Raw genomic sequence first — 16,254 nt, forward strand, 5'->3', positions numbered from 1 at the left:
AACATGTCAGTATCAATAAAGACTGCCAGGGAAATTGAATTAATGAGGGAATCCTGCCATTTGCTTGAGAAAGTTCATGACGAACTTGCAAAAGCAATCAGACCGGGGATTTCAACCTGGGAAATCGATCATTTGGGTGAAGAAATGATCCGAAGTTTCGGATGCACCCCGAATTTCCTTCATTACAATGGATATCCTGCATCCATCTGTGTATCTGTAAATGATGAGGTTGTACATGGAATCCCGAGTAAGAAGAGAATTCTTCGAGAAGGAGACATTGTCAGCCTGGATGCCGGACTCATCTACAAAGGTTATCATTCGGATGCTGCCCGTACCCATGCAGTTGGGGAGATCAGCCCTGAAGCTCAGAAACTGATTGATGTAACCCGTCAGAGTTTCTTTGAAGGAATCAAAATGGCAAAAGCAGGAAATCATCTGTATGATATTTCCGCTGCGATCGGCAATTATGCAGAAAGTTTTGGATACGGTGTGGTCAGAGATCTGGTTGGTCATGGAATCGGAACCAGCCTTCATGAAGATCCGCAGATTCCGAACTTTGCACAGAAGCGGAGAGGAATCCGTCTGGTGCCTGGTATGACACTTGCTATTGAACCTATGATCACCATGGGCAGACCGGAAGTCTGCTGGCTGGATGATGACTGGACGGTTGTGACTGAAGATGAATCACTGGCCGCTCACTATGAGAATACGATTCTCATCACTGAGGGCGAACCTGAAATCCTGACCTTTACGAAATAGAGGTGCCCGGATGGAAGGATATGGTGTTGGCATGATGGCCAGATCCCTTGCCGGTCATGATAAGGGAAAGGTCTATATGGTTCTGGATGTGAAAGAGCCTTTTGTGTATCTGGTGGACGGGAAGATCCGTACACTGGATCATCCGAAAAAGAAAAGGATCAAACATGTTCAGGTGGATCGGCATATTCCGGAATGGATTCAGAATGTGATCCGGGAAGGAAGAGATCTTCAGGATTCGGATGTCATCCGTGGAAGAAGAGAATACGGCGAAAAGTAAAACAGGAGGGAATGCAATGTCTAAGGCAGATGTTATTGAAGTAGAAGGTACTGTCCTTGAAAAATTGCCAAATGCAATGTTCAAGGTTGAGCTGGAAAATAAACATGTGGTATTGGCACATATCAGTGGTAAGCTGAGAATGAATTTTATTCGTATCTTACCGGGAGATAAGGTTACTATGGAACTTTCTCCGTATGATTTGTCTAAGGGTAGAATTATCTGGAGAGATAAATAAAGAATAGTTATCCCGAAGGGTACGCACCAGCCGGATACTTTCCTCCGTAAGCAACGTGGGCAGGGTAACTTTGAGCTAGCCACCAACTACGACTAAGACTCTCGCGAGAGCGCTCGAGCCTAAGTCTGCGTAGGTGTCGGATCTCAAAGCTTACCCTAGGCGCCCACAAAGTGTTGCTGACGGAGGAAAGTATCCGGCTGGTGCTGGTTTTGGGATAACGGAGAGAAAGGCTGAAAAAGCAGGAAAAAAATTGAAAAAATGGCTTGCTTTTTTGAAAAGAGAATGCTATACTGTAAGACGAACTTTTGTGAATGCGTTCTTTTTTTGTGCGCAAAAAACAGGGTTCTTCCACCATGAGCAGGCGCAAGAATGCGTCTTAGCTAAGAAGGAGAAAGGAGGATTCACATGAAAGTAAGATCATCTGTTAAACCGATCTGCGAGAAATGCAAGATCATCAAAAGAAAAGGTAGTATCAGAGTAATCTGCGAGAATCCAAAACACAAACAGAGACAGGGCTAATCCGTCAATTAGATCTGACTGTTTGGAAGCGAGAGCTTCAAAATTAAGTGCGGCTGCAGTAGGACACATCTGGATGTGTTGTACTGTTTAGATATTATAATGAGAGTGCTCCGGAGTGGTGTACCGGAGAGCCTCCGGCGGATGAACGCCGTAGAGAGCGTTGCATCCCTTATAATATTGCTTAATACCGGCTAAGCCGGAAAGGTCATGGAGACATGGCTGGATGCTTCACATACCGGCATCCCAATTAGGAAAATATTAATATGACCGGATAGGACACACATTTCAGACATATGGAGACATATGGGCTGCCCCGACTGGTCAAGTAGAAGATGGAGGAAAATTACATGGCACGTATTGCTGGTGTAGACTTACCAAGAGAAAAACGTATTGAAATCGGATTAACTTATATCTACGGAATCGGTAGAACAAGCGCTACCCGTATTCTGGAAGCAGCTAATGTAGATCCGAACACCCGTGTTAGAGATATCACGGACGAAGAAGTAAAAAGAATCAGTGCTATAATCGATGAGACTCAGACTGTAGAAGGTGATCTGAGAAGAGAGATCGCTATGAACATCAAACGTCTGCAGGAGATCGGATGCTACAGAGGTATCCGTCACAGAAAGAGCCTGCCTGTTCGTGGTCAGAAAACAAAGACCAACGCAAGAACAAGAAAAGGTCCTAAGAGAACTGTAGCAAACAAGAAGAAATAATTCGTGGCAACCAGTAACATAGAATAGAAGAAAGTGTAGGTTAGTTTTTAAAATGGCTAAAGTGACAAAGAAAACGACAAAACGTCGTGTAAAGAAAAACGTTGAACGCGGACAGGCACATATCCAGTCATCTTTCAATAACACAATCGTTACTCTGACAGATGCTGAAGGAAATGCTTTATCATGGGCAAGTGCCGGTGGTCTGGGATTTAGAGGTTCAAGAAAATCTACTCCTTATGCAGCTCAGGTAGCAGCAGAAACAGCTACTAAAGCAGCGTTAATTCATGGTCTGAAAACTGTTGATGTATTCGTAAAAGGACCGGGATCAGGAAGAGAAGCAGCAATCCGTGCTCTTTCCGCATGCGGACTTGATGTAGTAAGTATCAAAGACGTAACTCCGGTACCACACAATGGTTGCCGTCCACCAAAACGTAGAAGAGTCTAATTAGGAGGTCAGTAGATTATGGCAGTAAATAGAGTACCAGTTCTGAAAAGATGTAGATCCCTGGGTCTGGATCCTATCTATTTAGGAATTGACAAAAAATCCACAAGACAGTTAAAAAGAGCAAACCGTAAAATGTCTGAGTACGGTCTGCAGCTGAGAGAAAAACAGAAAGCAAAATTCATCTATGGTGTTCTGGAAAAACCTTTCCGTAACTACTACAAGAAAGCTGACCAGATGCCTGGTATGACAGGTAGTAACCTGATGGCCATGCTGGAAATGAGACTGGACAACGTAATCTTCCGTCTGGGATTCGCAAGAACCAGAAGAGAAGCTCGTCAGATCGTTGACCACAAACATGTACTGGTAAACGGCAAACAGGTAAACATTCCGTCTTACCTGGTAAAAGCCGGAGATCAGATTGAGATCAAAGAAGCTAAAAAATCTTCTCAGAGATATAAAGACATTCTGGAAGTGACCGGTGGAAGACTGGTTCCGGAATGGCTGGATGTTGATCAGGAAGCATTAAAAGGAACTGTTAAAGAAGTTCCTGCAAGAGATGCAATTGACGTACCTGTAAACGAAATGCTTATCGTCGAGTTGTATTCTAAATAATTGTGAGTTGTGGCTCACCGTTTACGTGTGGGCCATTTCCCATATGTTACCCTCAGTGAAAATAATTATCCCAATAAGGAGGGCCTGGTATGTTTGATTTTAACAAACCAAAAATTGAGATTACAGAAATTTCCGATGATAAAAAATATGGCCGCTTTGTAGTAGAACCGTTGGAGCGTGGCTATGGTATTACTCTGGGTAACTCCCTGAGAAGAATCATGTTGTCCTCTCTGCCGGGTGCTGCAGTCAGCCAGGTAAAAATCGAAGGCGTTCTGCATGAGTTCAGTTCCATCCCGGGTGTAAAAGAGGATGTAACCGAAATCATCATGAATCTGAAGAGCCTTGCGATCAAGAACACAAGCGAAAGCAATGATCCGAAGATCGCATACATCGAGTTCGAAGGCGAAGGCGTGGTAAGAGCATCTGATATCCAGGTTGACCAGGATATCGAGATCATGAATCCAAACCAGGTAATCGCTACATTAAACGGCGGACCAGACAGCAAGCTGTATATGGAACTGACCATTACAAAAGGTCGTGGTTACGTCAGTGCAGATAAAGGAAAAACAGATGATATGCCGATCGGCGTATTAGCTGTAGATGCAATCTATACACCGGTAGAGCGTGTAAACCTGACAGTTCAGAACACTCGTGTCGGCCAGATCACTGACTACGATAAACTGACACTGGATGTTTATACAAAGGGAACTCTGGATCCGGATGAAGCAGTCAGCCTGGCTGCAAAAGTATTGAGCGAGCATCTGAAACTGTTCATTGACCTCTCCGAAAATGCAAAGACTGCAGAAGTCATGATTGAAAAAGAGGACAATGAAAAAGAGAAAGTTCTGGAAATGAACATTGACGAGCTGGAGCTGTCCGTTCGTTCCTACAACTGTCTGAAGAGAGCCGGTATCAATACCGTTGAAGAACTTTGCAACAGAACTTCTGAAGATATGATGAAAGTCCGTAACCTGGGACGTAAATCTCTGGAAGAAGTACTTGCAAAATTAAAAGAACTGGGATTACAGTTAAATCCTGGTGAAGAATAAGAAGCAGCTTGTTTGCTGCAACTGCCGGTAACTGGCCGGTAGGGTAAAGGAATATTTGTAGAAGATAAAGCAGTCCGTCAGTAAGACCAAAGAAGCATGACCGGCTGTTCCACAAATGGAGGAAAATAAAATGGCAGGATATAGAAAACTGAGCAGAACATCTGCACAGAGAAAAGCGTTAATCAGAAACCAGGTAACAAATCTGTTATATCATGGTAAAATCGTTACTACAGAAGCAAAAGCAAAAGAAATCCGCAAAGTTGCTGAAGGCCTGATCGCTCTGGCTGTAAAAGAAAAAGACAACTTTGAAACAGTAACTGTTACAGCTAAAGTTGCTCGTAAAGATGCTGATGGCAAAAGAGTAAAAGAAGTTGTAGACGGAAAGAAAGTAACTGTTTACGATGAAGTACAGAAAGAAATCAAGAAAGACGCTCCTTCCAGACTGCATGCAAGACGCCAGATGATGAAAGTATTCTATCCGGTAAAAGCTGTTCCGACAGAAGCTGCTGGAAGAAAGAAAAACACAAAAGACGTTGACATGGCAGACAAAATGTTCAACGAAATCGCACCAAAATATGCTGACCGTAACGGTGGTTACACAAGAATCATCAAAATCGGACCGCGTAAAGGTGACGCAGCTATGGAAGTAGTTCTGGAGCTGGTATAATTTCAGAGTGTTCAAACGATAATTAACAGGACACCGATCTGTGGAAACATAGATCGGTGTCTTTTTTGCTGCGTTGCATAGACTGTTTACGCTCTGTCCAGTATTTTTTTGCATCTTTTTACATATAAAAATCAACAAATTACCATATAAAATTATCAGGTTAACAGGTATGATAGAGACATCAAAGATTCTGAAAATGCATCCAGGACAGCTGAGATTTTACAAAAATACATCATATCAGCGAAGGAAGGGATGAATGACAGAAGAGATAACGGATTATAAGAAAGGATGGATAACAAAATGAACAAACCAATCGCACTGACCCCTCCGATGGGCTGGAATTCCTGGAATACCTTTACCTGGGATATCAATGAAAAAATGATCTGTGAGATGGCAGATCGCATGGTAGAAGACGGATATCTGGAGGCCGGATACGAATATCTGGTCATCGATGACTGCTGGAGCCTGAAACAGCGTGATGCGGACGGTAATCTCGTTCCGGATCCGGAAAAATTCCCGCATGGAATGAAGTGGGTCAGTGATTATGTACATGGAAAAGGACTCAAATTCGGCATGTATTCCTGTGCAGGAACCCATACCTGCGCCGGCTATCCGGGCAGTTTTGAACATGAATTCCAGGATGCGAAGAAATTTGCAGAGTGGGGCGTGGATTATCTGAAATACGACTACTGCTTCAAGCCACGGCAGATTCCGGGTGAAATCCTGTATAAGCGCATGAGCCTTGCTTTAAAGAATTGTGGCAGAGAAATCCTGTTTGCTGCATGTAACTGGGGAACTGACGGAGTCTACGACTGGATCCGGTCTTCCGGAGCGCATACCTATCGTTCTACCGGGGATATTCAGGATAACTGGGAATCCATTACAAATCTGGCAATCTCTCAGATGGGAAAAGAGCCCTATACCGGCAATTTCTGCCACAACGATATGGACATGCTGGTTGTAGGAATGCACGGTGCCAGCAATGACGGATTTATCGGAAGTAAGATCGGTGGCTGTACCGATCAGGAATATCTGACACATTTTGCCCTGTGGGCGATCATGGGATCCCCGCTGATCATGGGCTGTGATCTGCGAAAAGCATCCGAAGAGACAAAGAAAACCCTGTTAAACAAAGATCTGATTGCTATCAATCAGGACCTGGAAGCACGCGGGGCTTATGTGATCAAACCACTTCCGGATGTTTATAACGAGAATGAAGCATTTATTCTGGTAAAACCTCTGACAGATGGAGATCTTGCGATCGGTATCTTTAATTTCAGTGATACACAGAGGGAACTGTCTCTGGAATTCTGGGATATGGGTATTCCATATGCTGCCGGAGTATCCCTGTCTCTGCACGACTGCATCACAGGGGAAGAACTGGGCGAATTTACCGAGCGATTTGCACCGGTTGTACCATCTCATGGCTGTGTGGTTGTGCGCGCGCATTGTAGAAAAGTAGAAGAACAGTGCTGAATAATTAGGAAAATAAAGAGAAAGTTGTGGAAAAGTAAATGGATTGCAGAAAATGCGGTGCACATCTCACCACAGATGAGAAAGCCATCTATATGAAACTGGTATCGCGAAATGCTTCGAGTTTTCTGTGCATGGACTGTCTGGCGGAAGCGTTACACTGCGAACGAAAAGCGATTGAAGAGCGCATCCGATATTATCGGGAATCTGGCAATTGTGTGCTGTTTCGATAAACAAAGCCCCTCTTTACCGTGAAAAGTATAATTCCGGTGAAGAGGGCTTTTGTGTTTTCGCGAGCAACGAGCCAAAATTCATGCTTACATGAGACCTTTGCGACTGACACGATATCAAGTAGAATTCGTGAAGTGTGTTTTATCTCGTTATGCAGGTAAAAAGCAAAGTTTTACTATGGGGCAGTCCGATATTGTGTTTGTTGACAGTAACTCAACAACTGTTTTATAATGCAGACAGAAAAGATCGGAAAAAGGAGACGGCATGGAACGGACAAAGATAGAGCAGTTATTTGAAAATTATTCTTTCTGGAGACATCTTTCGGAGGAGGAAAAGAAGATGCTTCAGGAACAGATTCGATGGTGTACCTACGAAGAAGGGCAGATGGTCACGGACACAGGAAGAGACTGTCTGGGGATTTTTCTGGTATGTGATGGTATCCTGCGTGCCAATCTGGTATCGGAAGCCGGAAAAGAAGCTACTGTATGCCGGATACATCCGGGAGAACTCTGTGTGATTTCGGCATCCTGCCTGCTTCCGGCCCTACCTTTTGATATTCAGATCGATGCTGAGACGGACAGTGAAGTATATCTGCTTCCGACGGGTATCCTGCGACAGATCATGGAAAAGAATATCTATCTGGAGAACTTTATCTATAAAAAGATCAATGAGAGTTTTTCTGATATTATCGCCGCGATACAGAAAATTCTGTTTGCCAGTCTGGAGCAGCGTCTGGTCGGATTTCTTCTGGATGAGGCGGCCGGAGAAAAAGACGGAAAGATTTATATGACGCAGGAGCAGATTGCAAGAGCTATTGGAAGTGCCAGAGAAGCAGTTAGCAGAACACTGAAAGGTCTGGTAAAAGGTGGCTGTGTGGAGTTGTTCCGCGGTGGCGTCCGTGTGGTCGATCGGAAAGAATTATATAAAAAAATATAAGAAGAAAATATGCACGATTTTTTGAAAAAAAGTGATCGAGCAACAGGGAAGAGAGATTGTGTCAGAACAGGGAAAAGAAGAGGTCAATCTGGTGTGCTATCATGTGTATGAACCGGGCGATCAGATTCTTCTGGAGGCTGTAACAGCAGAAAATCCCCCGGTATCGGACGACATTCCGCTTACCGGGGGATTTTTCTGTAGTGATCTGTTTATTTCTCCAGCAGTTTCAGAATATTTTCCTTACTGTCCACGCCGACGCTGGTAGCTGTCAGCTCGCCGTTTTTAAATACCAGAACGGTAGGAATGCTCATCACGCGGTACTTTCTTGCCAGATCCGGGTTTTCGTCTACGTTGACTTTGCCTACTTTGATTTTGCCTTCATTTTCCGAAGCAATCTCTTCGATCACGGGGGCAAGCATACGGCACGGCATGCACCAGGTAGCCCAGAAATCAACCAGCACCGGCACATCGGAGCCGAGCACTTCTGCTTCAAAATTGTCTGTTGTAAATGTATATTCCATAGTACTATGACCTCCTGTATTTTTATGATAATAGGATACCACATCTGCCGGGAAAGATTCTGTGATTAAGTCACAAACACAAATCTGAAGAAAATATGACGGTATTTTCGTGAATTTTCTGTAAAATTTTAGAAATCAAACTGATTACAAAAGACAAAAGGCGTGGTATAATGAGCCCAAACGGGCAGACAGGGAAATGTCTGTGAAAAAGAGGGTTTATCGTGGGAAAACTGTAAGAAAGAATGAAGAGATGAGGTGTACTATGAAAGGAAGAATGCTGTTTATCTTCAATCCGCGATCCGGAAAAGGGCAGATCCGCAACAAACTGATGGACATCATCGATGTTTTTGTCAAGGGCGGCTATGAAGTAGTGGTGCATCCGACCCAGGGGGCGAAGGATGCGGAAAAAATGGCAAAGAGCATGGCTGAAGAGGTCGATCTGATCGTGTGCAGCGGCGGAGACGGAACTCTTGATGAAGTGGTTACCGGTCTGATGGAAATCGGTGCGAATGTACCACTCGGTTATATTCCGGCGGGAAGTACAAACGATTTTGCAAGCAGCCTCGAGATCCCGCGGGATATGGTGAAAGCAGCGCAGGATATCGTGGACGGCCATCTGTTTTCTGTGGATGTGGGAAGCTTTAATGAAGATAATTTTATCTATGTGGCAGCTTTCGGCATGTTTACTGATGTTTCGTATGAAACAAGCCAGGATCTGAAAAATATTCTGGGACATCTTGCCTATGTGATGGAAGGCGCAAAGAGAATCTTTGATGTAAAGACCTACCATCTGTGTGTGGAAGCCAACGGAGAAGTCCATGAGGGCGATTATATCTATGGAATGATCACAAATTCCCATTCCATAGGAGGATTTCGTAATCTGGTGGGAAACGATGTGGAGATGGATGACGGTCTGTTTGAAGTTACACTGATCAAAAAACCGAAAAATCCGCTGGAATTAAATGAGATCATTGCCGCATTGATCAATGCGTACGATGACACGGATATGATCGATGCATTTAAGGCGAACAGCCTGTATATCCACGGAGATGAAGCGATTTCCTGGACGCTTGACGGTGAATTCGGCGGCGAGCATAAAGAGGTAAGAATAAAAAACAGAAAGCAGGCGCTTGATATTCTTATCAACTCTTGAATTTCAGAAGTTGATGGGTTATAATATACAAGAAATTAAAACGTGAACGTAGGAGGTTTGATTATGTTAGTATCAGCTACAGAAATGTTAAAAAAAGCAAAAGCAGGTCACTATGCAGTAGGACAGTTCAACATCAACAATCTTGAGTGGACAAAAGCGATTCTGCAGACTGCACAGGAATGTAATTCTCCAGTAATCCTTGGTGTATCCGAAGGTGCCGGAAAATATATGACAGGTTATAAAACTGTTGTAGGAATGGTTAACGGAATGCTGGAAGAGCTGAATATCACTGTTCCGGTTGCTCTGCATCTGGATCACGGCAGCTATGAAGGATGCCTGAAATGTGTAGAAGCAGGTTTCTCTTCTATCATGTTCGACGGTTCTCATTACCCAATCGAAGAGAACGTTGCAAAAACAAAAGAACTGGTTAAGATCGTTGCAGAACACGGAATGTCTCTGGAAGCAGAGGTTGGTTCCATCGGTGGTGAAGAAGACGGCGTTATCGGTGCCGGCGAGTGTGCAGATCCGAAGGAATGTAAAATGATCGCAGATCTGGGTGTTGATTTCCTGGCAGCAGGTATCGGTAACATCCACGGAAAATATCCGGCAAACTGGAAAGGTCTGAGTTTTGAAACTCTGGCAGCAGTTCAGGAACTGACAGGAGAACTGCCTCTGGTACTGCACGGTGGTACAGGTATCCCGGCTGATCAGATCAAAAAAGCAATCGACCTGGGCGTATCCAAAATCAACGTAAATACAGAGTGCCAGCTGGCATTTGCTGATGCTACACGTAAATACATCGAAGCTGGAAAAGACCTGGAAGGTAAAGGCTTTGACCCAAGAAAACTTCTGGCTCCGGGAGCAGAAGCAATCAAAGCTACTGTAAAAGAAAAAATGGAACTGTTCGGTTCTGTAAACAAAGCTTGAGAAATCTAATCAAAATTGGTCGGTCAGACCAGCTTTGATATACATGGCAACAAGTAGGCAGTCTGCTTATCAAAAAAGTGGACTGCCTTTTTTGAAGCCAGCAGTCGATGGGCCATGGCGGAGAACATGGCAGCGGAAAACATGGAGATGGAAATCGTGGTAAGACGGAAAGGATAGGAAAAATGAGTGAGTATGTAAACGTGGTTGAGATTTTCGGAGAAAATGTATTTAACGATGCGGTCATGCAGGCCCGCCTGCCTAAAAAAGTGTACAAAGAACTGAAACAGACGATGGAAGAGGGAAAAGAACTGACGTTGGAGATTGCTGATGTGGTCGCTCATGAGATGAAAGAATGGGCGATTGAAAAAGGCGCTACCCATTACAGTCACTGGTTCCAGCCTCTGACGGGTGTAACTGCAGAAAAGCACGATGCATTTATCACAGCACCGAAAGCAGACGGAAAGGTACTGATGAGCTTTTCAGGAAAAGAGCTGATCAAGGGTGAACCGGATGCATCTTCTTTCCCGTCCGGTGGTCTGCGTGCGACTTTTGAGGCAAGAGGATATACAGCATGGGATTGTACTTCACCGGCGTTTGTGCGCCAGGATGCTGCAGGTGCAACCCTTTGCATCCCAACAGCATTCTGTTCATATACAGGAGAAGCACTGGATCAGAAAACTCCACTGCTTCGCTCCATGGAGGCCATCAACAAAGAAGCCCTTCGTCTGATCCGATTGTTTGGCAATACTACTTCCAAAAAAGTGACCCCATCTGTTGGTGCGGAACAGGAGTATTTCCTGGTAGATGCGGCAAAATTTATGAAGAGAAAAGATCTGATTTATACCGGAAGAACCCTGTTCGGCGCGATGCCTCCAAAAGGTCAGGAGCTGGATGATCATTACTTCGGAACCATCCGTCAGAAGATCGCCGGTTACATGAAAGATGTCAACGAAGAGCTGTGGAAACTGGGTGTATCTTCAAAGACCCAGCACAATGAAGTTGCGCCGGCACAGCACGAACTTGCTCCGATCTACGCACCGGCAAACATCGCCGTAGACCACAACCAGATCATCATGCAGACTCTGAAACGTGTGGCAAGAAGACACGGTCTCAAATGCATCCTGCATGAAAAACCATTTGCAGGTGTTAACGGATCCGGAAAACACGATAACTGGTCTCTGGTTACCGATGATGGTATCAATCTGTTAGAGCCGGGAAAAACACCGCATGAGAACGTACAGTTCCTTCTGGTACTGAGCTGTATCCTGAAAGCTGTAGACCGTCATGCAGATCTGTTGCGCGAATCCGCATCCGATGTCGGTAACGATCACCGTCTGGGCGCAAACGAGGCTCCGCCGGCTATCATCTCCATCTATCTGGGCGAACAGCTGGAAGATGTGGTAGAACAGCTGGTAAGCACCGGTACTGCAGATCACAGCTTAAAAGGCGGCCGTCTGATGACCGGTGTGCGTACCCTGCCGGATCTGGCAAAAGATGCTACCGACAGAAACCGCACCTCACCATTTGCTTTTACCGGAAACAAATTTGAGTTCCGTATGGTAGGTTCCCAGGATTCTGTGGCAGCACCGAATATCGTTTTGAATACCATCGTGGCAGAAGCTTTCCAGGAAGCCTGCGAGATTCTGGAAAATGCGGAAGATTTCGATGTGGCAGTTCATGATCTGATCAAGACAAACTGCGCAGAACATCAGAGAATCATCTTCAACGGAAACGGATACTCCGATGCATGGGTAGAAGAAGCAAAACGCCGTGGTCTGCCAAACATCCGCTCCATGGTAGATGCCATTCCAGCGCTGACCACAGAGAAATCCATCGCCATGTTCGAACACTTCCATGTATTTACAAAGACAGAACTGGAGTCCCGTACCGAAGTCAAATACGAGACTTACGCAAAAGAAATCAACGTGGAAGCAAGAGCCATGATCGACATTGCCGCAAAACAGATCATCCCTGCCGTGATCAAATACGCAAAGCATCTGGCTGATGCCATTATCTCCATCCAGACCATCCCGGGTATGGACGTGAGCGTGGAGACCGAACTTCTGAAAGAAACCACAAAACTCCTGAGAGAAAGCCAGACAGCCCTCAAGACCCTCAAGGAAAAAACGGAAGCTGCATCCCTGATCGAAAACAACGAGCGCCAGGCAAGATACTACCACGATGAAGTAAACACCGCCATGGAAGCTCTGCGCAAACCAATCGACCAGCTGGAAATGATCGTAGACAAAGAAATGTGGCCAATGCCATCCTACGGCGACCTGATGTTCGAAGTCTAAACAAAAAATCAAACCAATTATATAAAAATAAATGCCCGCAAGTGGAAAAATCCCCTTCCACTTACGGGCATTCTTACGTAGAACATAAAATCTGTCAGTGTATGAAAATGGCAACACTATGAGGAGAGGAAACAATCACTCCAAAATACGTAAATCAGTTACTCATTTAAATCCATAATATTATGGAAAAAACGTATAACATACGACAACGTCATCCCTCCCAGTTGTCAATACCCAGCCGACAGAGGGCACACAGCCAGGGGCAGGGAACACTTTGTGGGCGTTTAGGGCAAGCTTTGAGATCCGACGCCTACGCAGACTTTCGCGAGGGTCAGCCGACCCTCGTGAATCATAGTCGGAGTTGGCGGCTAGCTCAAAGTTGCCCTGCCCACGTTCCCTGCCCCTGGCTGTGTGCCCTCTGTCGGCGTCCGCATATTCACAACTCATTTCCTCCATAAAAAGGAGGGTGCCAGCTACCTCCTTCCAAAGGTACCTGGCACAATTATGAAAAAGTGTTATCAAAAGTAATTCGCTTGTATCTTTCTTTTGATTTGTTATAATGTATTATATGCAACAGAAATGAAAAAATAATGATGCAAAAGTGAATGTATTTTGAAAGAAAAATGAACAAATAGTGAATAAAGGAGAAAAAACAACGATGGATGTACGAACATATCTTGAACAACAGCAAGTTCATCCCCAATTGATCCGCGCAGTAGAAGAATTCAGAAATCAGTACCCGGTAGAAGAAAAAGTAAAATACCGGGTAAGCGATCCTATGATGCCTTTCTATGGAACCGAGATTCTGGAGATGGGAATTGCCGCATTGCTGCAGAAAGAAAACCTGTTACTTTCCGGTTCCAAAGCCACCGGAAAAAATGTTCTGGCGGAAAATCTGGCATGGATCTTCCAAAGACCCACTTATAACATTTCCTTCCATGTCAACACAGGAAGCGGTGATCTGATAGGAACGGATACCTTTGAAGATAATCAGGTCAAACTGCGAAAAGGAAGCATCTATCAATGTGCGGAATACGGTGGATTTGGCATACTGGATGAAATCAATATGGCAAAAAACGATGCGGTATCTGTGCTGCATGCAACTCTGGACTATCGAAGAAGTATCGATGTGCCGGGATATGACAAAATTGAGCTGCATCCCGCGGCACGTTTTATCGGAACGATGAACTACGGCTATGCGGGGACCAAGGAACTGAACGAAGCGCTGGTATCCCGTTTTCTGGTGATTCAGATGCCGGACCAGAACGAAGAAACCCTGGAAAAAATATTTACCACTTCATTCCCGGAGGGAAAACCGGAAGCCATCGAACAGTTTATCGGACTTTTTCTGGATCTGCAAAAAAAGGCGGAGAACGGAGAAATATCCACAAAAGCTCTGGATCTTCGAGGAATCCTTGCTTCGTTGCGGGCGATCCGCCAGGGACTGAAACCGTCTCTGGCTGTGAGGATGGGTGTGATCAATAAGTGTTTTGACGGATTTGAAAAAGAGATTGTAGAAGATGTGGTCATGACCAGAATTCCGGAAGAATGGACCGCAGCGCAGGTGTTTTAGATGAACAGAGAGGAACTGGAAGAAAGACAGTTAGAGATTGCAAACAGGATGAAAAACATCATCTGGACCGTGTGCGGCGATTACACGCTTGAGGCGAAGCCGGATGTGGAAGCCTTTTTGAAATCAAAATATATTGCCCTGTATGACGGGATCAAACAGGGAGCCTTTGCAAAATATTTTGAAAAAGAAAAGCTCAGTATGTATCTGGTAAAAAAAGTCTATCTGGGTGCCCGTGAGGATGCGCTGGTGGCAATCGCGCAGCTGTGTATGGAAAAAGCGGTGGGAGACCGGATCGCCCGGGAGCGAAAAGGTGTGTCTTCGATTCAGAAAAAAGCATATGAATATGTGCTGGATCACGAGATGGATACGATGGTGAAATCAGAGTTCGGGCGGCTGCAGCTGGCGATGATGCGGCAGGTACTGACCGGGGAAAGGCGGTGTGAAGAGAAGATCCGGAAACAGCTGGACCGGATCGAACCGCTGGAGAAGGCAGCTGATACGCTGGAAGTGATCCGCACGATCGACGACTGCTATAATGCCTGGGTAGATCCTGGATTCGAACAGATACACGGTGATCTGTCCAAAGTGCTTGCTGTCACAGTGGAAGAACTGATGGAATACAGCTGGCAGGATTTTCTGACAGAAGATATGTATGAAGAAAACTTTGAAGCCTACCTGGAACAGATGAGCCAGCAGATGACTGCCACAGGACAGAATCACGCAGAAGAAAAAAAAGACGAGAAAGAAAGTTCCAAGAAGAGAAAGATCGTCCGGGTATCAGAAGAAGATCTGAAAAAAGTATATACGTATATTGAGCTGAATTTCGGGAAAACCTATCTGTCGCCGCTGGAAGAAAAAAAGATTAATTTTCAGTTATGCCGCGGTATCCATGCAGACTGTGGACTGTATTTTACGGATGGAATTCTGGCCAATCCGGTGAAGAAAAATTATCAGCTGGAGTATGCAAAAAAACAACAGGGGAAAAATAAATACGCTTATTATGACAATCACCGGACGGTAAAACAGAATATTGTGATTCTTTCCGGAATCCTGAAAAAAGCTATGGCCATGCGACAGGAAGAGATAACAATCCTTTCCGACAGGGGAAAGATCTGCCCGGAAAGACTCTGGAAGATTGGGAGGAGCCGGGATGCCAAACTGTTTTCCCAGATCTGTCCGGCAGACGGAAGCACCTTTGTGGTGGATGTTTTGATCGATGCCAGCGGTTCCCAGAGGGTGCGGCAGGAACAGGTGGCACTGCAGGCATATATCATCATGCAGGCTTTGAGCAGCGTGCATATCCCGCATCGTGTGATGAGCTTTTGTACCTTCTGGGATCATACGATCCTGCAGCGATACCGGGAATATGATGAAGATGCATCGGCAAATGAAAAGATTTTTAATTTTACCACATCTTCCAATAACCGGGATGGACTGGCCATCCGGGCAGCTTCTCTGGGCCTCCTTGAACGGGAAGAGGAGCGTAAGATTATGATCATTCTCAGTGACGGAAGACCTTACGATGTGATTTTAAACCGCCCGAATGGGAGAAATCCCCAGCCGTATCAGGGAAAATATGCGGTGCGGGATACCGGAACAGAGGTACGACGGTTAAGAAATCTCGGAGTGTCTGTACTGGGCGTGTTCGCGGGAGAAGAGAAGGATCTGGAGGCAGAAAAAAAGATCTTTGGCCGGGACTTTGCCTATATTCGTGATATTTCCAGATTTTCCCGCATCGTTGGTAGCTATTTGAACAAACAAATAGAAGAAAATTGTTAATATTTCTCATTGAATCCGACAGACGATTTTGTTATAGTAAATTAGTATGACTCTAAGCTGTTGAAGCTTTAGTAACAGTTTGGAG

18 protein-coding genes are annotated in these 16,254 nt (G+C 45.0%); 17 read left to right on the forward strand and 1 reads right to left on the reverse strand.

The features are described from left to right. The first annotated feature begins 3 nt into the window (after window positions 1-3). The 12 genes from map (at window position 4) to MSA64_RS07875 (ending at window position 7,919) form a co-directional block, all read left to right on the forward strand. Window positions 4-759: a type I methionyl aminopeptidase gene (gene map / locus MSA64_RS07820; RefSeq protein WP_022172087.1), complete on the forward strand. Its 756-nt coding sequence runs from the start codon at window positions 4-6 to the stop codon at window positions 757-759. A 10-nt stretch (window positions 760-769) separates the two neighbouring features. Beyond that, entirely contained in the window at window positions 770-1,036 is a 267-nt protein-coding gene (locus tag MSA64_RS07825) for a KOW domain-containing RNA-binding protein (RefSeq protein ID WP_022172088.1), read from the forward strand. 16 nt (window positions 1,037-1,052) lie between these two features. Next, window positions 1,053-1,271: a translation initiation factor IF-1 gene (gene infA, locus MSA64_RS07830; RefSeq protein WP_106491835.1), complete on the forward strand. Its 219-nt coding sequence runs from the start codon at window positions 1,053-1,055 to the stop codon at window positions 1,269-1,271. Window positions 1,272-1,676: 405 nt separating this feature from the next. Next, entirely contained in the window at window positions 1,677-1,790 is a 114-nt protein-coding gene (rpmJ, locus tag MSA64_RS07835) for a 50S ribosomal protein L36 (protein WP_003497809.1), read from the forward strand. Between the two features lie 347 nt (window positions 1,791-2,137). Then, a complete protein-coding gene (gene rpsM / locus MSA64_RS07840) occupies window positions 2,138-2,506 on the forward strand; it encodes a 30S ribosomal protein S13 (RefSeq protein WP_154432051.1) in 369 nt (122 codons plus the stop codon). A 52-nt stretch (window positions 2,507-2,558) separates the two neighbouring features. Next, window positions 2,559-2,951: a 30S ribosomal protein S11 gene (gene rpsK, locus MSA64_RS07845; protein WP_022172310.1), complete on the forward strand. Its 393-nt coding sequence runs from the start codon at window positions 2,559-2,561 to the stop codon at window positions 2,949-2,951. Window positions 2,952-2,969: 18 nt separating this feature from the next. Further along, window positions 2,970-3,563, forward strand: a complete 594-nt coding sequence (rpsD, locus tag MSA64_RS07850) for a 30S ribosomal protein S4 (RefSeq protein ID WP_154432052.1) — start codon at window positions 2,970-2,972, stop codon at window positions 3,561-3,563. 89 nt (window positions 3,564-3,652) lie between these two features. After that, on the forward strand, window positions 3,653-4,612 hold the full coding sequence (locus tag MSA64_RS07855; protein ID WP_022172312.1) for a DNA-directed RNA polymerase subunit alpha: 960 nt from the start codon (window positions 3,653-3,655) through the stop codon (window positions 4,610-4,612). Between the two features lie 130 nt (window positions 4,613-4,742). Beyond that, window positions 4,743-5,279: a bL17 family ribosomal protein gene (locus tag MSA64_RS07860; RefSeq protein ID WP_022172313.1), complete on the forward strand. Its 537-nt coding sequence runs from the start codon at window positions 4,743-4,745 to the stop codon at window positions 5,277-5,279. A gap of 300 nt (window positions 5,280-5,579) precedes the next feature. Continuing rightward, window positions 5,580-6,755: a glycoside hydrolase family 27 protein gene (locus tag MSA64_RS07865; protein WP_287891238.1), complete on the forward strand. Its 1,176-nt coding sequence runs from the start codon at window positions 5,580-5,582 to the stop codon at window positions 6,753-6,755. A gap of 38 nt (window positions 6,756-6,793) precedes the next feature. Next, complete coding sequence (locus tag MSA64_RS07870) at window positions 6,794-6,985, forward strand: hypothetical protein (RefSeq protein WP_022172315.1); 192 nt, start codon at window positions 6,794-6,796, stop codon at window positions 6,983-6,985. Window positions 6,986-7,247: 262 nt separating this feature from the next. Continuing rightward, window positions 7,248-7,919, forward strand: coding sequence for a Crp/Fnr family transcriptional regulator (locus tag MSA64_RS07875; protein WP_277664249.1), 672 nt, complete (start codon window positions 7,248-7,250; stop codon window positions 7,917-7,919). A 209-nt stretch (window positions 7,920-8,128) separates the two neighbouring features. Here the strand turns inward: MSA64_RS07875 and trxA are convergent, their stop codons facing one another. Continuing rightward, complete coding sequence (gene trxA / locus MSA64_RS07880; RefSeq protein WP_117523987.1) at window positions 8,129-8,440, reverse strand: thioredoxin; 312 nt, start codon at window positions 8,438-8,440, stop codon at window positions 8,129-8,131. Between the two features lie 262 nt (window positions 8,441-8,702). On the opposite strand from trxA, the gene MSA64_RS07885 reads away from it, so the two are divergent. The 5 genes from MSA64_RS07885 (at window position 8,703) to MSA64_RS07905 (ending at window position 16,169) form a co-directional block, all read left to right on the forward strand. Continuing rightward, on the forward strand, window positions 8,703-9,593 hold the full coding sequence (locus MSA64_RS07885; RefSeq protein ID WP_227617954.1) for a diacylglycerol/lipid kinase family protein: 891 nt from the start codon (window positions 8,703-8,705) through the stop codon (window positions 9,591-9,593). Window positions 9,594-9,656: 63 nt separating this feature from the next. Continuing rightward, window positions 9,657-10,520, forward strand: a complete 864-nt coding sequence (fba, locus tag MSA64_RS07890) for a class II fructose-1,6-bisphosphate aldolase (RefSeq protein WP_022172320.1) — start codon at window positions 9,657-9,659, stop codon at window positions 10,518-10,520. A 182-nt stretch (window positions 10,521-10,702) separates the two neighbouring features. After that, the gene (locus MSA64_RS07895; RefSeq protein WP_154432056.1) at window positions 10,703-12,817 is read left to right on the forward strand and encodes a glutamine synthetase III family protein; all 2,115 of its coding nucleotides are present in this window, start codon (window positions 10,703-10,705) and stop codon (window positions 12,815-12,817) included. 658 nt (window positions 12,818-13,475) lie between these two features. After that, on the forward strand, window positions 13,476-14,390 hold the full coding sequence (locus MSA64_RS07900) for an AAA family ATPase (protein ID WP_022172322.1): 915 nt from the start codon (window positions 13,476-13,478) through the stop codon (window positions 14,388-14,390). Then, window positions 14,391-16,169: a cobaltochelatase CobT-related protein gene (locus MSA64_RS07905; RefSeq protein ID WP_173884339.1), complete on the forward strand. Its 1,779-nt coding sequence runs from the start codon at window positions 14,391-14,393 to the stop codon at window positions 16,167-16,169. It begins immediately after the preceding gene. Window positions 16,170-16,254 lie beyond the last annotated feature (85 nt).

It is taken from the genome of Oliverpabstia sp., from assembly GCF_022785585.1.
GTDB classification, from domain to species: Bacteria; Bacillota; Clostridia; order Lachnospirales; family Lachnospiraceae; genus Oliverpabstia; species Oliverpabstia intestinalis.